This window comes from Paenibacillus sp. FSL R5-0749 (assembly GCF_038595085.1).
Taxonomy (GTDB): domain Bacteria; phylum Bacillota; class Bacilli; order Paenibacillales; family Paenibacillaceae; genus Paenibacillus.
Window position 1 is genome coordinate 1,575,801 of the sequence record NZ_CP152005.1, and the last position, 19,058, is coordinate 1,594,858.

General features: G+C 45.5%; 11 protein-coding genes. 4 read left to right on the forward strand and 7 right to left on the reverse strand.

The genetic code is table 11. The annotated features are described in order from the left end of the window. The first annotated feature begins 336 nt into the window (after positions 1 to 336). Both MKY85_RS06855 and MKY85_RS06860 read left to right on the forward strand, forming a co-directional pair. The gene (locus tag MKY85_RS06855; protein ID WP_342572177.1) at positions 337 to 5,913 is read left to right on the forward strand and encodes a 5'-nucleotidase C-terminal domain-containing protein; all 5,577 of its coding nucleotides are present in this window, start codon (positions 337 to 339) and stop codon (positions 5,911 to 5,913) included. Positions 5,914 to 6,045: 132 nt separating this feature from the next. Next, the gene (locus MKY85_RS06860) at positions 6,046 to 6,264 is read left to right on the forward strand and encodes an immunity 17 family protein (protein WP_339240345.1); all 219 of its coding nucleotides are present in this window, start codon (positions 6,046 to 6,048) and stop codon (positions 6,262 to 6,264) included. Between the two features lie 545 nt (positions 6,265 to 6,809). Here MKY85_RS06860 and MKY85_RS06865 read toward each other — a convergent pair. Continuing rightward, on the reverse strand, positions 6,810 to 9,398 hold the full coding sequence (locus MKY85_RS06865; RefSeq protein WP_342572178.1) for a glycine betaine ABC transporter substrate-binding protein: 2,589 nt from the start codon (positions 9,396 to 9,398) through the stop codon (positions 6,810 to 6,812). Beyond that, positions 9,364 to 10,593, reverse strand: coding sequence for a glycine betaine/L-proline ABC transporter ATP-binding protein (locus MKY85_RS06870; protein ID WP_339240348.1), 1,230 nt, complete (start codon positions 10,591 to 10,593; stop codon positions 9,364 to 9,366). The genes MKY85_RS06865 and MKY85_RS06870 overlap by 35 nt, the downstream gene beginning before the upstream one ends. A gap of 501 nt (positions 10,594 to 11,094) precedes the next feature. Here MKY85_RS06870 and MKY85_RS06875 point away from each other — a divergent pair. Continuing rightward, positions 11,095 to 11,670 (forward strand): GbsR/MarR family transcriptional regulator, encoded by a 576-nt coding sequence (locus tag MKY85_RS06875; RefSeq protein WP_339240349.1) that lies wholly within the window; start codon positions 11,095 to 11,097, stop codon positions 11,668 to 11,670. A 128-nt stretch (positions 11,671 to 11,798) separates the two neighbouring features. Here MKY85_RS06875 and MKY85_RS06880 read toward each other — a convergent pair whose 3' ends face one another. Beyond that, positions 11,799 to 13,424 (reverse strand): helix-turn-helix domain-containing protein, encoded by a 1,626-nt coding sequence (locus tag MKY85_RS06880; protein WP_342572179.1) that lies wholly within the window; start codon positions 13,422 to 13,424, stop codon positions 11,799 to 11,801. A 186-nt stretch (positions 13,425 to 13,610) separates the two neighbouring features. After that, positions 13,611 to 14,897 (reverse strand): DUF5050 domain-containing protein, encoded by a 1,287-nt coding sequence (locus MKY85_RS06885; RefSeq protein ID WP_342572180.1) that lies wholly within the window; start codon positions 14,895 to 14,897, stop codon positions 13,611 to 13,613. Between the two features lie 266 nt (positions 14,898 to 15,163). On the opposite strand from MKY85_RS06885, the gene MKY85_RS06890 reads away from it, so the two are divergent. Then, complete coding sequence (locus MKY85_RS06890; protein WP_342573290.1) at positions 15,164 to 16,150, forward strand: Gfo/Idh/MocA family oxidoreductase; 987 nt, start codon at positions 15,164 to 15,166, stop codon at positions 16,148 to 16,150. A 3-nt stretch (positions 16,151 to 16,153) separates the two neighbouring features. Here MKY85_RS06890 and MKY85_RS06895 read toward each other — a convergent pair whose 3' ends face one another. From MKY85_RS06895 to MKY85_RS06905, 3 genes are all read right to left on the reverse strand, one after another. Further along, complete coding sequence (locus MKY85_RS06895) at positions 16,154 to 16,948, reverse strand: MurR/RpiR family transcriptional regulator (protein ID WP_342572181.1); 795 nt, start codon at positions 16,946 to 16,948, stop codon at positions 16,154 to 16,156. An 88-nt stretch (positions 16,949 to 17,036) separates the two neighbouring features. Beyond that, positions 17,037 to 17,870, reverse strand: coding sequence for an ABC transporter permease (locus MKY85_RS06900; protein WP_342572182.1), 834 nt, complete (start codon positions 17,868 to 17,870; stop codon positions 17,037 to 17,039). After that, the gene (locus tag MKY85_RS06905) at positions 17,863 to 18,768 is read right to left on the reverse strand and encodes an ABC transporter ATP-binding protein (RefSeq protein WP_339259476.1); all 906 of its coding nucleotides are present in this window, start codon (positions 18,766 to 18,768) and stop codon (positions 17,863 to 17,865) included. The genes MKY85_RS06900 and MKY85_RS06905 overlap by 8 nt, the downstream gene beginning before the upstream one ends. Positions 18,769 to 19,058 lie beyond the last annotated feature (290 nt).

Here is a 19,058-nt window from a genome sequence, read left to right on the forward strand (position 1 = left end):
TTTCATGATGTATGGAGTCATAGGTGTTATCACAAAATGTCGAAAGAAGATATGCTTTACACTTTGTATGTTAGTTTAGATGACGCGAATTAGTTTTTTATGCACAGGCATGGTAGATATAAGGTTCAAAAAGTCACAATTAGTACCCGTTATTAGTCCTATATGAAAGAGAATGATGTGATTTTGTTTATTTTTGTAATGTGCATGTTCTATTTTCTTTCATAACGAAGAAATATTGTTTACACAGGTCGCTTATTCAGTTATCTTATATTTGAACTAATGTACAAGCTGTCTGAACAAATGATTGAAAATTCATAACATGGGGGTAGGAGAAAGATGCAAAGTAAGCAAATAAAGAGTTGGCTTCGATTATTCTTAGCTGTGGTGCTGTTGATTACCGGAGCTATACCTGCTGGCTTATTCAACAGTAAAGCCGCCGCAGCTGACGAGCCATTAACGGTTACACAGGCGCTCGCTCTTGGTTCGGATGATTCAACCGCTACAGTTGAAGGTTATGTTGTAGGGACCTACAGCAACGGTCCAAGTGTAAATTCGAATCCACCCTTTACTGTAGACACCAATTTTGCTATTGCGGATAGTCCAACCGAAAGAGATATTAGCAAAATGATGCCTGTGCAGGTACCCACATCTGTTCCTCGCAGCACGTTCGGACTACTAAGCAATCCCTCCTTGTATCAATCCAAAGTGCGTATTAACAACGGTACGTTATCTCAATATTTCACTTCTAAAGGTATACGCTCCGTTACATCAACAACCTTTCAACTCATGGATGAGACACCCGAAACGGAAGTAGCCAATGTTACAGCTAACCCATCTTCAGGGGAAGTTCCGGCAGGAACACAGGTGGCCCTAGGAACAACTACAGTCGGTGCTGCCGTATATTACAAGTTAAATGATGAAAATGCGTTTCTTCCTTACACAGTTCCCATTACGGTAAATGATGCCATACACATTGAAGCCTATGCACATAAAGAAGGCTTGCTGGATAGTGCGATTGCTTTGTTTAATTACACCATCGTGGACAACACCCCAATCTCAATCTCTGATGCCAGAAACAAACCGGAAAATACTTCAGTTACCGTTCAGGGGATTGTCACCTATCGAGAGGAATCCGGAGGGATGGCAAATCTATACATTCAGGATGAGAATGCCGGTATCGTCATTCGGGGCACGGATTCAACTGTGGAGCCCGGTGACCGGATAGAAGCATATGGTCCGCTCACCATTTATAACGGTCTGCTCCAGATCGAGAAGGATAAAGCAGGATTTCCAGGCGGATATATCAAGATTTTAGACAAAGCACAAGAAATTCCTGAACCGCTTGTATTGACCTCCAAGGATTTTACACCTGCTGAAGGCGGAGGTAAGGGTGCGGGCGGCATTTATGAAGGAATGCTTGTCGAAGTTCATGGGGTTACAGTGACAAGAAGCAGTAGTTCCACCTTTTTTGCGACAGATGTCGATGGTGGAGAGATCACGATCTATGCCAAGAATAGCCCCACTGCACTATCAACAGGCAAAACATACGAAAAAGTGACAGGTGTCATGACTTACCACGCAAGCTATGGACTGGAACTAATCCCGCGTACAGCAACGGATGTTGTCGAAAATCTGCTTTCTGTTACAGCTAGTGTTCCGTCAGGTGGTATTGTCAAAGGATCAACCGTGACCTTATCCTCACCAACAGCTGGAGCGGAAATTTATTATTCGGTTGATGGAACAGAACCAACCCAAACATCTACACTGTATAGTGGCCCGATTACAGTAGACGAAGATACCGTGGTTAAAGCGATCGCCGTATCAGGCGGCAATACAAGTCATGTATATAGCTTTACGTACACCGTTCTTCAGGAACTGGACAACCTGAGAATTCACGATATACAAGGCGCATCTCATAGCTCCCTGTATGATGGTCTGGCTGTCCAGAATGTTGAAGGTATCGTGACTCATATTGTCAATGCAAGTTCGTTCTATATGCAGGAGATTCCTGGCATGGAAGATGACGATATAAAAACATCTGAGGGTATCCTTATTTATAAATCCACTCATGGCATGGCGGTAGGCAACAAAGTCAGCGTATCCGGTCAAGTGAAGGAATATGCGACAGCAACGACCGAGCTGGCGACAACAGAAATAGTGGCTACAGCGATTACGGTTGAGGGTGAAAATCAGACACTGCCTGAACCTGTGATCCTTGGGAAGGACGGACGAATGATCCCTAACGTCATTGATTCGGATCAGTTCGGTGAGTTTAATCCGGATGTGGATGCAATCGACTTTTACGAGAGCTTGGAAGGCATGAGGGTGCAACTCGATCAAGCCACGATTGTCGGTCCGTATTCAAGTGAGCCAGGGCTGGCAGTCGTAATCGATAATGGTCCGAACAATCCGTTACGAACACCTGCAGGAGGCGTCATTCTGACAGGAGATGGTGTAGAGCCGTTTGAGAGTTCACTTAATCCGCAACGACTGTTCATCAATAAAAAACCATCCCAAGCGGTCAAAACGGGAGACAAGCTGGATGGCTCTGTGAAAGGGGTTATGACATACTCCAATGGGAACTTTAAAGTGATTCCTGAGGGTAATCTTCCGGCAATCACACCGAGTTCTCTTGCACAAGCCATAACCAATATTCAACCTACGGATGACAAATTAACGATTGCAACGTTCAATGTAGAGAATTTCAGTCAAAAGGATGCGGCTAGAGCGGTTAAAATTGGCGGTATTGTTGTGAATAATCTGAAAAATCCAGATATTATTGGCATTATGGAAGTACAAGATAATGATGGAGCAACCGACAGTGGAAACACTGCTGCGGATGCGAGCTTCCAGACTTTAATTGATGCAATTGCTGCCAAAGGTGGTCCCACGTATAAATACACAGATATCGCTCCGGAAAATAACAAGGATGGCGGAGCACCAGGTGCCAACATTCGAGTTGGGTTCCTATATAAGGAATCACGAGTGTCCTTGAAAGAAGGAATTAAAGGTAATGCGACAACAGCAATTCAGGTAGGCGCTGACGGCAGTCTATCCAATAACCCGGGTCGTATTGCACCAGGGGATGAGGCGTTCGCCAGCTCCCGCAAACCACTTGCCGCTGAATTCGAATTCAATGGTGAACGTGTGGTGGTGATTGCCAACCACTTCAATTCCAAAGGCGGAGACCTGAAACCGTTTGGAAGCATACAGCCTGCCACTCGAAGCAGTGAAGTTCAACGTGCGAAGCAAGCTGCGCTGGTGAATGGCTTTGTGAAAGACTTACTAGATAAAGACCCAGAGGTAAATGTTGCTGTTCTCGGTGATTTCAATGACTTCCAATTCTCAAATACCTTGAACATTGTTGAGGGTAATGAACTGGACAATCTGGTAAACGAACTGCCAGAAAACCAGCGGTACTCCTACATCTACGACGGCAACTCTCAGACGCTGGATCACATCCTGGTGAGCAAAAATCTGACTGAAACGGCAGCCATCGAAGTGGTGCATGTGAATGCAGATTTTGAGGCAGCGGATGGACGGGTGAGTGACCATGATCCACTGCTCGCACAATTAAGTATTGGAGAGCCGGTGGAAGAAGGGGACTTCAACCTGCGCGTACTGCACACGAACGATACCCATGCGCATCTGGATAACATTCCGCGCCGAGTTACGGCAATCAAGGAAGCACGCAATGATAACACGTTGGTGCTGGATGCAGGGGACGTTTTCTCAGGCACATTGTACTTCAATCTGTTTAATGGTTTGGCTGATCTGGAGTTCATGAACATGATCGGATACGATGCCATGACCTTCGGTAATCATGAGTTTGATAAAGGTCCGAGCGTACTGAAAGAATTTATTGAGAAAGCAGAATTCCCATTCGTGAGCGCCAATATTGATTATTCAAAAGATGCGAATTTGAGTGGTTTGTACAACAATAACATCGGGAATCCGGGTGAAAAAGCCGAGATCTATCCGGCGATTATTACGGAAGTGAATGGTGAGCGAGTTGGTATTTTCGGACTGACGACACCGGATACAGTATCTCTTTCTTCACCGGGAGATGACTTGAAGTTTGTAGATTATAAGGCAAGTGCACAAGCAACTGTACAGATGCTGCAAAATGAAGGTATCAATAAAATCATTGCTTTGACTCACCTAGGCTACTCAGAGGATCTGAAATTAGCTGAGGCCGTAGAAGGAATCGACATTGTGGTAGGTGGGCATTCACACACCATTCTGAAAGAACCGATTATGGTGGGCAGCCAGGATGAGCCGACATTGGTTGTACAAACTGGTGAATATGACGTGTCTCTTGGTCAATTGGATGTTACGTTTAATGAAGCAGGTATATTGAAAAAGTGGAACGGCAAATTGCTGAGTCTGGATGCAAAAGATGCTAACGACCAATTCGTCTATGCTGATGATGTGGAAGCCGCAAACAAGCTGAAAGATTATGCGCCTCAGTTGGAACAATTCAAGAAAACGGTTATCGGTAAAACGAATGTCTTCCTGGATGGAGAACGGGGCACTGTGCGGAAACAGGAAACCAATCTAGGAAACCTGATGACAGACGGCATGCTGGAAAAAGTGAAATCCATTGTAAAGGAGAATGATGTCAAAGGATACGTCGCGATTCAGAACGGCGGCGGCATTCGAGCTTCATTCCAGACGGGTGATATTACGCTGGGTAATCTCTTAACTGTGATGCCATTCGGTAATAACCTGTCTGCGTTAAAAATGACAGGTAAGGAAATCACAGCTGCGCTGGAAAATGGAGTAAGTGGTGTGGAAACAGGAGAAGGGCGCTTCCCGCAAGTGGCAGGTATGCGGTTCTACTACGATTCCACGAAACCGGGCGAAAAAATTGATGCTACGTCCAACACCGTAACCCAAGAGGGTCAACGTGTGGTCAAAGTTCAGATTAAGAATACAGATGGTACGTACTCGGATATCGATCCGAACGGGTATTATATCGTTGCTACCAATTCATTCATGGCTAACGGTGGAGACTTCTATCGTGCGATGAGAACGGCGAAAGATGATAATCGATTCTACGAATTAAATCTGGTCGATTATGAAATCTTCCATGAACATCTGGACCGTGTAGGTACAGTTGATCAAAAGACGGAAGGACGCAGTACGGATCTGAAAGGCACGCCACTTCCTGGTGACGGAAATGGAAGTAACCCTGGTAATGGTGGCGGCAATAATGGAAGTAATCCGGGCAGTGGTAACAGTGGCGGAGGGTCTACAACACCTACTCAACCGGTAACTCCAACCACACCGACTACACCAACCAATCCTACGAACCCAACTACACCAACCGTTCCTGGTAATGGAGGAGGTACGAATCCAACCACTCCGGTTGTAGACCTGAAAGATATCGGGAATCACTGGGCAGCAGCTGCCATTGAGCAGGCCATTTCCCGGGGAATTGTGAACGGGTATCAGGATGGTAATTTCCGTCCAAATGCACCAGCCACACGCGCCGAATTCATTGTTATGCTGGCAAGAGCATTTGAACTTCCGGCCAGCAACAAGGCATTGACGTTTAAAGATGCTGCTGGCATACCTGCGTGGGCGCAAACCTTTATTGCCCAGGCAGTGGAGCAAGGCATCATTAGCGGGTATACGGATGATACCTTCCGTTCATCGGGCAAAGTATCTCGTGTAGAAATGACGGTTATGCTTGTCAGAGCACTCGGTCTTCCGGTATCGTCCAATCCGGCATTGAGCTTTGCGGACGCAGATAAAGTACCAACCTGGGCTGTTCCATATATCGCTGCTGCTTATGATGCAGGTCTGGTGAAGGGAGCAGGGCAAAATAGATTTAACCCTCTCGCTGAAGCAACACGTGCGGAAGTGGTGACCTTGTTATTGTCGGCAATTGAATTGCAAAAGCAATAAACGCATATACAGACGGTTTAGAACAGCTCGCAGGCTTCCATCTGCGAGCTGTTTTTTTACTAATTAATGCCTGTTCATTTTCACCAAGCGAAGGTATAGTAGACAGGATTATATTGAAGGAGTGTTGACGAAATGCAAGAACAACCCGTATTAATCGCACTATTTGCCATCGCGGCAGGAATTTTTAGTTTGCTCGGTGGGATCAACAATTGGGACTGGTTTATGAAGAGCTTTCGAGCAGGGATTTTTGTGAAGACCATTGGACGGCAGGGCGCAAGAGTGGTATATGGTATTCTCGGTGTTGTCATGATTGTCATTGGTGTATTACTGCTACTGATTGATAAAGTGTAGGAATAGAGAAGAATAGAGAAGAATAGAAAAGAAAAAATTTGTAGAGCCTGAGTACATAATTCAGTTTCACAGTCTTTAATGTAGAAGGTAACAATTAGTACGTCTAGCTTTATGCTTGAGATTTTCGAGACTAGTTAGGGTGTGTAGATTAGTATTTTAAATGTCTTTAAGTCAATGCCTTTATCCTTGGGGAAAGGTAGTTAATTTTCTAAGGAACTCAGGACGTCTTATTTTGCCTTCAGCTCTTCTTTTTAAAATGTAAGGAACATCAGACACGTTATATGCTGGAATCCCTGACAAAAACACCCCAAACGACTGTTTTATTCTGATATAGCGTGTCTCAGGTTCTTTAGATTACTGGAATCACTTCATATCCTTGAATAAGGCGTCTCCGATTCGTTAGCGCGATCCTACTAATATGCTTGGGTACAATCAGGCTTCATTAGGTTTGAAGACATTTCCAAGTAAAAGTTACAATCAAAAAAACCACCGAAAAATTTCGGTGGTCTTTTTGCCAAATACAGGTTTATCCATCTCAATCTGGTTTAATTATCTTTTAAATCTGCAATGGAGTTGATGTCCATATAGGCTGGTACAACCAGACCTGTTTTGGCACCGTCCATATTCGGACCCAGATCATCGATCTGATCCTTGTACTTGTTGTAATAATCGGATGAAGTCAGTGGCAACCATGCGGCTGGCGTAGCATCTACATCACCGTTGGCGATGCCCGTCCACATTGGACCGATTTCAACTTGAAGGGAAGTGACATTGTAACCGAGTTTTTCCTTCAGAACATACTCCAGCAAGTTGGTACTTGCAATTTCGGAGTCCCAGGCTACATAACTTAGTTTGATGGGGTCACCATTCACTGGGGTTAGACCTTTGGTCCACTCAGCCACTTGGTCACTATGCTTTTCTACATAAGCGGCAGCAGCTTGCTGAGCATCTTCTCCATTTTGAATAGCGATCATCATCTCACCCATCTCTTCAGTTGTCCAAGAGAAGCGATCAAGGAATTCATAAGCGACAGGTTTGTCTTCCTTTAACCCTTTACGGGCAATGGTATGAATCTGTTCGGCTTCACCGTAGACGCCTTCCGGATCCTCCAGATATTTCAGGTCATATGCGTTGAACATCCAATGTGGTGTCCAACCGGTAACGATGACCGGTTCCTTATTTTTAACTGCTTTATCCAGCGTAGCTGTCATTGCGGCTCCTGAACCTTCAACCAGTTTCCAGTCAGACAAACCGTATTTCTCAATGGCACTTGCTGTAGATCTCATAATTCCGGCACCCGGATCGATACCGATAATTTGATGATTGACCTCTTTACCCACATTGGCACTTGCCGATGGAGCGGAGGAAGTAGCACCTGTCTCCAGATCTGCAATCGAGTTTACTTCAGTCATATATTTAGGAACCACGAGACCTGTGCGTACACCGGTCATATTGGCACCCAGATCGTCGACCTGATCTTTGTAACGTTCCCAGTAGTCAGCGTGTGTCAATGGCAACCAAGCTGCTGGAGAGGCATCTACATCGCCTGAGGCAACACCTGTCCACATTGGCCCAGCTTCTACTTGCAGAGCGTTAACTTTGTAACCAAGTTCGTTTTCCATCACATATTTCAGCAAGTTGGTACTTGCGATTTCGGAATCCCAAGCCACATAGCTTAGTTTAAATGCATCACCGTTCACGGGAGTCAGACCTTTGGTCCACTCAGCAACTTGATCAGCATGCTTCTCGGCATATGCTTTAGCTGCTTCTTCAGCAGAGGTACCTTCCTGAATGGCAGTCATCATTTCACCCATTTCATCAGATGTCCACTTAAATCGGGACAGGAATTCATAGGCAACAGGGTGATCTTCTTTCAGACCTTTACGGGCGATGGTATGAATCTCTTCCGCATCACCAAAAGATTTCTCTGGATCTTCCAAATATTTCAGGTCATATTTGTTGAACATCCAGTGCGGAGTCCAACCTGTAATGATGATAGGTTCTTCATTTTTGATTGCTTTGTCCAGTGTGGCTGTCATAGCTGCACCAGAGCCTTCAATCAGAGTCCAGTCAGTCAGCTTGTAGTCTTCAATCGCTTTTGCAGCGGACTTCATGATACCCGCCCCTGGATCAATACCAATTATCTGATAATTAACTTCTTTACCTACAGCGTTGGCTGCTGAATTGTTGCCACCAGCTGAAGTTGTGCCACCAACGAAGTATTGTGAGAAACCAGCGACAAGCACAAGGAATGTTGCTGCAGCCGTGATCCATGCTTTTTGCTTTGCTGTTACGCGTGAGGTCTTTTTGCGACCTGGCATAAACAGATTTTGTGTAAAACGGTCCAATACAATCGCGAGTACAACAACGGCAAGACCGGCTTCAAAACCTTTACCGATTTGCAGCTGTGTTACCGCACGATAGACTTCCGCACCAATACCTTGTGCACCGATCATGGATGCAATAACAACCATGGACAATGACAGCATGATCGTCTGGTTAATACCGGACATCACGGTAGGCAAAGCGAGTGGAAGCTGTACTTTGAACAACTTCTGCATGGAGGTTGAGCCGAATGCATCGGCTGCTTCAACCAATTCGCCAGATACTTGTCTGATACCCAGATGAGTCAGACGAATCGTTGGTGGAATCGCAAAAATAACGGATGCGATAACACCTGGAACGACACCAAGGCTAAAGAATGTAACCGCAGGCAGCAAGTAGACAAATGCAGGCATTGTCTGCATGAAGTCAAGCAGCGGTGTGATTATGCGTGCTGCAGTTTTGCTATATGCCAGCCAGATTCCGACCGGAACACCAATCAGAATGGAGATTAATCCTGAAGTGATAACCAGGCCGAGTGTGTCCATGGATTGGGACCAGTACCCAAGGTTATCTACCAGCAAGAATCCAATCACCGTAAATAGTGTCAATGGGAGGCGACCTACGAGGAACGCTAGAACACCCAGTATCGCAATGAACAGAAGCGGATGGGGCAACATGAACAGCCCGGAGAAGAATCCGACTACTGCCTGAATAACAACAGAGATTACATTAAACAATCCGGAGAGCGAGGAGCTCATCCAGTCAACGATGGATTCAATCCACGATGCTAGTGGTATTTTGGGAATCATTCACAAGTTCCTCCTTTACTGCAACTTCACCGCTAAGTGCACCCAGCAGGGCACCGCGGACGATAACACCTTGCAGACGGCCGTTCTCACCAACAACAGCGAGAGGCACATGGGCTGAACTTACCATTTCGAATAATTCATGAATCAGGGTCTCAGGCGCAACAGTAGGCCCGTCTGTGATCAGAATGTCGTTTAATACTTTATTTTCGCGCATCGCACGGGTAGCATCTTCAGCTGTGATGACACCAAGCAGTTTTTTCGAACGGTCAATGACAAACAGGTTGGAAATTCCGCGTTCGCGCATTAATTCGAGGGCAACACGAGGACCACGATCAAGTGTAATCGTTTCAGGGCGACGCATTACGTGGGATGCTGTAAGGACCTTGGACAGATCCACGTCTTCGACGAAGCGGGCCACGTATGAGTTGGCCGGTTGAATCATAATCTCTTCCGGTGTACCAATCTGCACAACTGCGCCGTCTTTCATGAGGGCAATACGATCGCCGATGCGCAGCGCTTCGTCCAAGTCATGGGTAATGAAAATAATGGTCTTTTTCATTTTATCCTGAAGCTCGATCAACTCATCTTGCATATCACGACGAATCAATGGATCAAGTGCACTGAAGGCTTCATCCATCAGTAGTACTTCCGGGTCATTGGCAAGTGCACGCGCCAAGCCGACACGTTGCTGCATCCCGCCACTGAGTTCATCTGGCATTTTGTCTTCCCAGCCTTTCAGGCCAACCAGCTCAAGTGAGGTTTTTGCCTTCTCCCGGCGAACTTCCTTATCTACTTTTTGTATTTCCAATCCATACTCCACATTATCAAGAACGGTACGGTGCGGGAATAACGCAAACTTCTGGAAGACCATGCTAATCGTTTTCCGGCGCACTTCGCGCAATTGTTCTTTGTTCATCTTGCGTAGATCCTTACCATGGACCAGAATTTCTCCGGAGGTTGGTTCAATCAGACGATTGAACATCCGAACCAGTGTGGACTTACCACTCCCGGACAGCCCCATAATAACGAAAATCTCGCCTTCCTTAATATCCATGTTGACCCGGTTGACACCAACCGTTATCTGTTTTTCTTTGGCCAACTTTTCTTTACCCCAACCTTGCTCCAGTAATTGCAGACCTTGCTCGGTTTGGGGCCCAAACAATTTACTTACGTTTTTCACTTCAAGTATGGTCATGTTTTCACCCCTTCTGATGTGTTGTGCACTTCGAACGGCTTTCAGCATCCATAAGCCCATACACTTATGCGCCCAGCCACGAAATCCGGTAGTTGTTGCTTCGCTTCCCGTCTTTCTGGGTAACGAGTTTAATACTAACAATACTTAACCAGTATATCAACCGAATAAACAGTACATAATGTTTGTACAGTAAAAACTGTACAAAGTTTTTCGTCCAAATACTCCGTCATTCTCCTTATTCTGGCTAATAAGGCAGCTTTACATTTGACAATGCTTTTCCTACAATAGAAAATGAGCTGAATTGAAGCTGAATTTTTTGGTTAAAAGATAGTCATAGGCAATTGTAGCCTGGTAAAGTTCCCATTTTCATACATTGGGTGAATGAAAGCCCTCTGGCATATATGATGTCCGGCCGAGAGCTTTCCCATGTAAGCAGGACTTTTAAAGTGTTGCAATGATTTCGCCAAAGACTGTGGAATGTTCAGAATGGAGGTTGCAAGCATGGGCTTGGACCATTTACAAGAGGAACAGCAGGCAACCGTGCTGAAGATTCGTAAGCGCGTTATTGAAGCCATTGGACGTAATATGGATCTTTACGGGGTTACGCTGTCTACGGGGCACTTATATGGATTGCTATTTTTTGCAGACAAACCAATGACCCTTGACGATATGGGACGGGAAATGGAAATGAGCAAAACGAGTATGAGTACAGGTGTACGAACACTGCTGGATTTGAAAATGGTAAATAAAGTGTGGAGCAAGGGCTCCAGAAAAGACCTATATGAAGTGGAATATGACTGGCATCAGACGTTTACGGATTATTTTGCGATTAAATGGAGAAAAGCCGTGGAGAGTAACCTTCAGGTTCTACGCAAATCGATTGAAGAACTGAATCGACTAGTTGAAGATCTGGATGAAGAGACGGATGTTGAACTAATCCGGACCCTGATGGAAGACAAACATAAGATTTTGCAAGCGGAAGCATATTACAAATGGTTGGATCGATTGATTGATACCATGGAAGATGAAGAGATATACAAGCTGGTTCCGAAGGAAGAGATCAAGGAACATCTATAATGACATGCAAAGGGCCCTTTCCGTTAGAGGAGAGGGCCCTTTTGGCTTGTGCTATATCTTACTGAATTATAATGAAGGAACACGATGTAAAAGATAACTTTGCCCATCGTATTGACCTATGTTCACATTTAATGTCCAATCAGACCTGCATGAGGAAAGGCTACAGGCTGCTGTGAAATCTGTTGCAGTTCATTCAGTATCTGCATTTGGCCACCTGGAGTCCAGCATAACTGATGCCAATTCGAGATATCATGAACGTTACCTTGTAACACGGCAGGGGAGCGATTCCAGGATGCCGTTTGCTTCATGCGCCGGAACACCTTTTCACTGGCAGGCTGAAGCGAAGCACGGTGAATCAACAGGTAATCCGTGTCCAGCACAGGGATACTATCTGCTGCATAATCATTTCTGGAATTTTCGGGAGATATAAGCTGGGCAGGGAGCAGTCCCAATTCAGCATACAACAAATGATTTAATGGATGCTCGCCAGTTCCTTGTAAGCGAATGAACTGATTCGTGACCTCCATCAGAGTCAACCGTTTTTGTCGGAAATAAGGTTGTAGGTTCAATCCTGCTTCAAGTTTGCGAAACTCAAGTTCCTTGAAATTCAGCAACGCTTGTTTCTCGCGTCCGACCAGTTCGGCTATGCGAATATGGTTCTCTTTCCAGTCATCCGTGGATTCCAAGATGACGGTGGGTGCAATATTTTTCAGGCGATCGTAATAGGACTTATGGTAAAAGTCACCGATGATCAGGTCTGGCTTCGCCTGCCGAAGTTGATCTAATTGTCTGGTTAATTGACGTTCATGTTCATATTCATCCGATTCCCGGTCAAGAACTCCTTCCAGCACAGCTACAGGGCGCAATCCAAGCGAAGTCAGATTCTGATCGAATCCCATGTTGGATACCGTAGCTACGCGAAGTTGATCTTTTTTCATATATACGCTGGGGGCAATCCCCAAGGTTTGTTTGAATTTGCGGCTAAAATAATACTCGTTGCCATACCCTACAGATACCGCGACGTCTTTAAGAACACAGTTTTCTTCGGTCAGCTTTTTTTTGGCTTCATCTATCCGTAAACGATTGAGATAATCGGTCGGCGACATGCCTTTGGCTTTCTTGAAACTGCGTGAATAGGAGCTGGGTGTGAGACCGGCAATCTTCGCAAGCTGATCCATGCTGATTCCTTCACTCATGTAGCGTCGCATATACATAATACTGCGTTCCAAGGCAGGGTCCACTTTCTCATGATTGGCTTCCAGCCGGTTCTCCGAGAGAAACTGCAGCAGTTCATGCAATTGGCTATGTATGCTGATAAAGTGATCTGGCTGACAGCCCCGATAGGTCTCATACAGTTGTTCCAAACGTGATACAGCCTGCTGCTCGTGACGAACTAGCAACCTGCCTGTTTGCCAATCCAGCGGAAAGCCAGGTGAAGAGGTCATTTTCCACTCGCCTCGCACTTGCTGCAAACGAACGGTATCCATGCTTAGCAAAATACATTCGGTCACCTTCGAGCGAGCAGCGGCCTCGATGGTTGTACCTGGCTTCAGTGCATATATGCTGCCCGCTTGAGCCGGATAGGCTGTATCATTCAGGACCAGAACACCGTCTCCTTGTAAAATAAGACAGAGCATGGGCCGGGACACCGTCTTGCCTTGCACACGGAAATTCTCCCCGCGACGCATACGGCACATGGAGGAGAGGAGCGGTAGAGATGAGGTTTCAGCAATGAAGGGAAACTGTTCAGTCATACGGACCATCCTTTTGTCTTATTTTCTTAATGATAACAATTATCATTCTCATATGGAAGATGTTTTTTTCAAATAGTTTTCGACAACCAAAAAAGGATTACCGAGAGCCACTAGGGCTGCAGGGTAATCCTTTTTGTTATAAACAAGTCCGTAGAATGAGCTACATACTTGAATCAACAGGATATATTAGTATGGTGTCACCAATAGAATATTGTCCAGGAAAACGTCATTCATGACTTTTTTGCCTGTTCCGCCCGTTTGCACATGATACAAGCGATACTGATCTTTGGCATTGATGTAGAACAGGCCTGTAACATCATCTCTGATATGGAATGCATCCCATTCGTCACTGGTAAGTTTGGTTACCTTGAGAGCAGTATTGACCGAATAGAGACCATTGTTGCCCGAGATGTAAGCAGCCGTAGGCGTGCCGTTGGTCAATTGATTCGCAACATACGTTACATTGTTCAGGTTCAGGTTGGCGGACTTGGTTACTTTGTTGCCGGAGACCGTTTTGGCATAAGCCTTCTTGTCTGCATCAATAAGGACAACCTTGTCTGTACCTAGAGCACTTACTTCCCGAACGCTTTTACTATGAAGCTGAAGTGTTTTGGCTGAAGTTGTTAACGCAAACGCTTTGCCTTTGGCATAATTGTAATCCTTGTTACTGTCGAGCTCGATTCCTTTGTTATACACGTAAAGGTTGTTACCCCAACCACCGGAGTATACTGCATTCACATCCAGTTTGGCTTTGGGATTTACCGCAGTGGCCTTGCCCGTGTTGTAATTCACCTTATACATGACAACAGCATTGGTAGAGTAGTACTGCTCATATGGGTCTGTATTGACCATGAGTTGAAGTTCGTTTTTGGCCAGATTCGTAAAATAACGACCTTCCACTGCACCTGCGGCAATTCGCTGCACAGCTCCAGAGCCGTTGGATGTTTTGGACACGATCCACGTGTTTCCATTAACCAGTGCGTTATAGTAAACCCGCCCTTTGGTTACCACGAGAAACGGAAAGTCGGTATCAGCCTTGTCCGCAATCTTGGTAACAGCTGAAGCGTCACTATTGCCATTAGCGCGATATATCGTGCCTGTAGCATCCAGATAATAGATGAATCCATTATCCGTATAATAGCTGAGCACATCTGTTGCAAATGTCTCTGCCGCATCGCTGGACCCGTCATTCGGAACCCGAAGCAATGTTGTGGAAGAAGCAGTCTGGGTGTAGTAGAGATAAGAACCTGCCGCGAGCAAGTCCACCCCTTGGAAATCAATTAATACTTCTGTTGTATTGCTTCCATCCGCGGATACTTTGTACAAAACGCCGTCGGACTCATAATACACAGTGGATTGGCTAAGTGAAGCTGCCTGGGCTTCGCCCCCGCCTCCAAATGCCACTGCTGCAATGAGTGTAAATAACAGCAATGTACAGATGATGCGTTGTAAATATGTATGCCCTGTTTTCATGCTTTCCTCGTCCCTTTCGTTCTATATGTATGTCGTTAATTTCTTATGTTATATCGGTAAACTATGGAAGATATGTTAGATCTCAAACATGAAAAAAGAAGCGAATGAAATTGAATTTCATACACATTCAAACCTGAAATGGAATTGCGAATGATGCTGCCAATCCGGCTCCAAAGCATTCTCCGCCTGACTTGATCGTGATAACATAACATTTAATCAGCGAAGAGAGTCAACTGACTAATCAACGACAGGAGCGAAACGATATGATGAATATAGCAACGATCGGTACAGGGTCCATTGTGGATGCCGTTCTATCCGCGATCAATGAACTGGAAGATGTCATTTGTACTGCGATGTACTCCCGGAAGAGAGAAACAGCTCAGGAGCTTGCGAGTAAATATGAAGTAAATACAATCCATACGGACCTGGGGTCACTATTTGCAGATACAAATGTAGATCTCATTTATATTGCTTCACCAAACAGCATGCACTACGAACAGGCTTATCAGGCACTTCAACATGGTAAACATGTTGTCTGTGAAAAACCGTTCACGTCCACGCTTCAGGAAGCAGAAACCCTGATTGCACTTGCAAAAGAAAAAAATCTGTTGCTGTTTGAAGCCATCTCGAACATTCATCTGCCCAATATTAAAGTCATACAGGAGCAGCTGCCAAAGCTTGGCCCAATCAAACTCATCCAATGTAACTACAGTCAATACTCACGCAAATACAATGATCTGCTTGCAGGGGGAACACCGAATGTATTTAATCCACAATTCTCTGGCGGAGCGCTGATGGATATTAATATATATAATCTTCATCTGGTCATGAATCTGTTCGGCAGTCCGAATACCGTATCGTATACTGCGAACCAGCATGCAAACGGCATTGATACGTCAGGCGTTGTCGTTCTCCAATATCCGGAGTTTATTGCGGAATGTGTGGGTGCCAAAGATACAAGCAGCATGAACTTTGTGCTTATTCAGGGAGAGAAAGGGTATCTTCAGGTTGTCGGGGGAGCAAACGGTTGCCGGGAGATCAAGCTTCAGATCGGAAATGAGTCTGCTGAGGCGTATAATGCCCAGACCAAATCCAATTGGCTCTACTATGAGTGGGAAGTGTTCAGGGACATCCATGCAGGTGGGGATTACAACCGGTGTTACGAACTGCTCGAACACAGCCAGTCTGTGATGAGTGTACTCATGGGTGCGCGTAAGGATGCCGGAATTGTATTCGCAGCAGATCAGCGTTAATCGTTAATACGTGTCACTAATGCTACTCATGTACAACATGTCGAAAATATAAAGTACCGAGACCATCGAAGACATTTTGGACAGCCTTAATTGTTCATTGTATCCGTAAGCGAGTAACGTTTCGTCACAATGTTTGGACAAGGTTGAATGGTTGCTGCCCGTGACCGCGATAACTTTCATCTGTTTGTTGCTCAGCACTTTGGCCGCTTCAATCATGGATTGGTTCTCACCTGTGTGTGATATAACAAAAGACAGCGTCAGGCTGTTGGGATTCATCGTATTCAAGTAATGCATGTTGGCATTATTGTGAGCAATTGCAGATATGCCGAGTTCATTCCATTTGGCACAAGCCTGTTGAGCTAGATAATAATTCATATCACTGCCATAGATATCGATACGTCCGGATTCTTTGACCCAGTTTGCGATTCGTAGTAAAACGGGGGCCTTTAACATCCCGCGTGTATCCTCCAGCGCTTGCTGATATAGGTAAGGAACCGAGTCGATGGCAGCCAGCACATTGCCTTGTTCTGCGAATGGAGAATCCTGCTTCTGCAACGCAGAAGGTATCCGTTGATATTCAAGAGCAAGCTTTAACTGGAAGTCTGGGTACCCTTTGGTACCCAGCTTTTTGCATAAGCGAACAATGGTGGATGAGCTTGTATAGGTCTGCTGAGCCAGTTCATGGGCTGTAGAATCAAATACAACTTCGGGATTGTTCAGGATATAGTCCACAATATGCCTCTCCTGTGCCGTTAATTGTGAAGCATATTTTAATTTTTGAAGCAGTTTGGATTCCATGCGGTTGTTCCATTCCTCTCTATAATCATCCCAAAGCATATATCTCCACATCATAACCTGCGTTTATTGATTTCTCAATCTGCACATCTCAGATCTGACTTTCCGCCAGTTGCTGACGACTATTCCATTGGGTGACGAAACGAAGAAGAACCATACTTATGAGCAGGAGCAATGCACCGATCAAGAGTAACATCCAAGGACCGATCAGCAGCATGCCACTGGCTTGACCAGCCACTAAGGCGATCAGGGGAAGGACAATCAATCCGCCGAGCTGATAGGCTTCCTGGAACCCGCGAACCTTGGCCGAGATCAATACGTTTAATAGAATGACCATAAGACTGCAAGCCGGAACAACCCACACCACAAGTATGATCCAGTTCAGATTGGGAAACATCAACGTTCCAAACAAGGGGTACATCAGAATATTGGCAATGATTCCATAGATCAGGAAAGTAACCCAGGATAATAGAAGGGAAGGGATTAGGGCAGCCAACACTTTGCCTTTGAAAAGTGTGTCCATACTGATCGGTGTGAACAATAAACCTTCCAGCGTCTTGCGTTCCTTCTCACCAGCGAAACTATTGGCCGTCAGAATACTGGAGGCCATCACCGGAATGATGAGAAACAAGGGCGCGAACATATACATGGCCAAATAATAAACAATACGATGATTATCTGTAGGCATGGAAGCAAGCTGAGGAATCTGTCCACCATGGGTTAATGCATCCAATGATTCGAGCAAAAAGCTGATGTTGCCCAGAGAACGAAGTTCCATTCTGGAGGCCGCCCACAGAAGGGCAGAGGGCATGATGATTCCGATAATCAGTGGAACGATCAACATGGGCAACCAGAGCTGAACGCTGGCTGTGACGGACCGGATATCTTTACGGATCAGTGCACGTATGGCTTGGCGATTATTCATGGTGGTGTGCCTCCCTTATGGCAAAATAGATACTCTCCAGATCACTGCCCGTGATGCGGGCCTGATAGACTTGACCAAGCTCCGTTAATTGCCTTAGCAGTAATGGAATATCTTCACGAGATGTAAGCTGAAATGTCGCTTGATGTGCAGAGATTATTTCAGGTGTGTAGTCAGTTGCTGTGTTCCATCCATCGGGCATGTCGGCTTCAACTTCGAGTTTTGGAGTGGACAGGTACCGGCTAACAATCTCCTTTTCCGTGCCTTCCTCAACGATGCGCCCCTTTTCCAGGAAAATATAACGATCACAGACGGCTGACAGTTGGGACAGCACGTGGGATGAGACCAGAATCGTCATCTTTTCTTCCTGATTTAATTGACGGATGATACGCAGTACCATCTGGATTCCATCCGGATCCAGGCCATTGGTGGGCTCATCCAGAAACAGGATGGAAGGACGATGCAGGAGTACTCGTGCAAGGCCCAGGCGTTTCTTCATGCCTGTGCTATAAGTGCCGACCTTTCGATGCTGATAATCCTGCAGCTCGAACAGAGTTACAAGCTCGTCGATACGTTCTTGGGCATGCTTCAGGCCAAAAACATCTGCGAAGAAAGTCAGATTGTCACGGCCACTCATATTTTCATATAGTCCACTTTGTTCGGTAAGGGTGCCACATATGGCCAGTACTTTCTCGGCCTCACGAGCGGTGTCCAATCCGTTAATGGTTACCTGTCCACTGGAAGCACCCAAGACCCCATTCATGATGCGGATCAGTGTGGTTTTGCCCGAACCGTTAGGTCCAATTAATCCGGTGACACTGCCTTGTTGAACTGTGAAACTGACATCATGCAGTGCTTGATGTACCTTGAATTGCTTGGATATGTTGCGTGCTTCAATCATCTATATTCACCATCCGATCTGAGTTTGGAGATTATACGTACAGTAGGCTGATATCGTTCAAATGGACGACAAAAAAGATCTATTCCTGCTTCAATAGTCCCGAATGCAGGGTGCATATTTACCCTGAAGTCTGGCTGAAATCGGGTCTCAGGTTTGTTTTCACTATGGCGTGTAACATGTATCCTTATTTTATGGTAGAACATCCGTTTCATTGCTATTCATAATGTGGTAATGAATTGAATTACATATGAATTCGTCTAACACATCCATATGAATACATCATATGGGTA

Coding starts and splice junctions, on each gene's coding strand:
- MKY85_RS06900 (WP_342572182.1), bottom strand. CDS start 17,870: ATGAATAATCGCCAAGCCATACGTGCACTGATCCGTAAAGATATCCGG.
- MKY85_RS06890 (WP_342573290.1), top strand. CDS start 15,164: ATGAATATAGCAACGATCGGTACAGGGTCCATTGTGGATGCCGTTCTA.
- MKY85_RS06860 (WP_339240345.1), top strand. CDS start 6,046: ATGCAAGAACAACCCGTATTAATCGCACTATTTGCCATCGCGGCAGGA.
- MKY85_RS06880 (WP_342572179.1), bottom strand. CDS start 13,424: ATGACTGAACAGTTTCCCTTCATTGCTGAAACCTCATCTCTACCGCTC.
- MKY85_RS06895 (WP_342572181.1), bottom strand. CDS start 16,948: ATGGAATCCAAACTGCTTCAAAAATTAAAATATGCTTCACAATTAACG.
- MKY85_RS06875 (WP_339240349.1), top strand. CDS start 11,095: ATGGGCTTGGACCATTTACAAGAGGAACAGCAGGCAACCGTGCTGAAG.
- MKY85_RS06870 (WP_339240348.1), bottom strand. CDS start 10,593: ATGACCATACTTGAAGTGAAAAACGTAAGTAAATTGTTTGGGCCCCAA.
- MKY85_RS06855 (WP_342572177.1), top strand. CDS start 337: ATGCAAAGTAAGCAAATAAAGAGTTGGCTTCGATTATTCTTAGCTGTG.
- MKY85_RS06885 (WP_342572180.1), bottom strand. CDS start 14,897: ATGAAAACAGGGCATACATATTTACAACGCATCATCTGTACATTGCTG.
- MKY85_RS06905 (WP_339259476.1), bottom strand. CDS start 18,768: ATGATTGAAGCACGCAACATATCCAAGCAATTCAAGGTACATCAAGCA.
- MKY85_RS06865 (WP_342572178.1), bottom strand. CDS start 9,398: ATGATTCCCAAAATACCACTAGCATCGTGGATTGAATCCATCGTTGAC.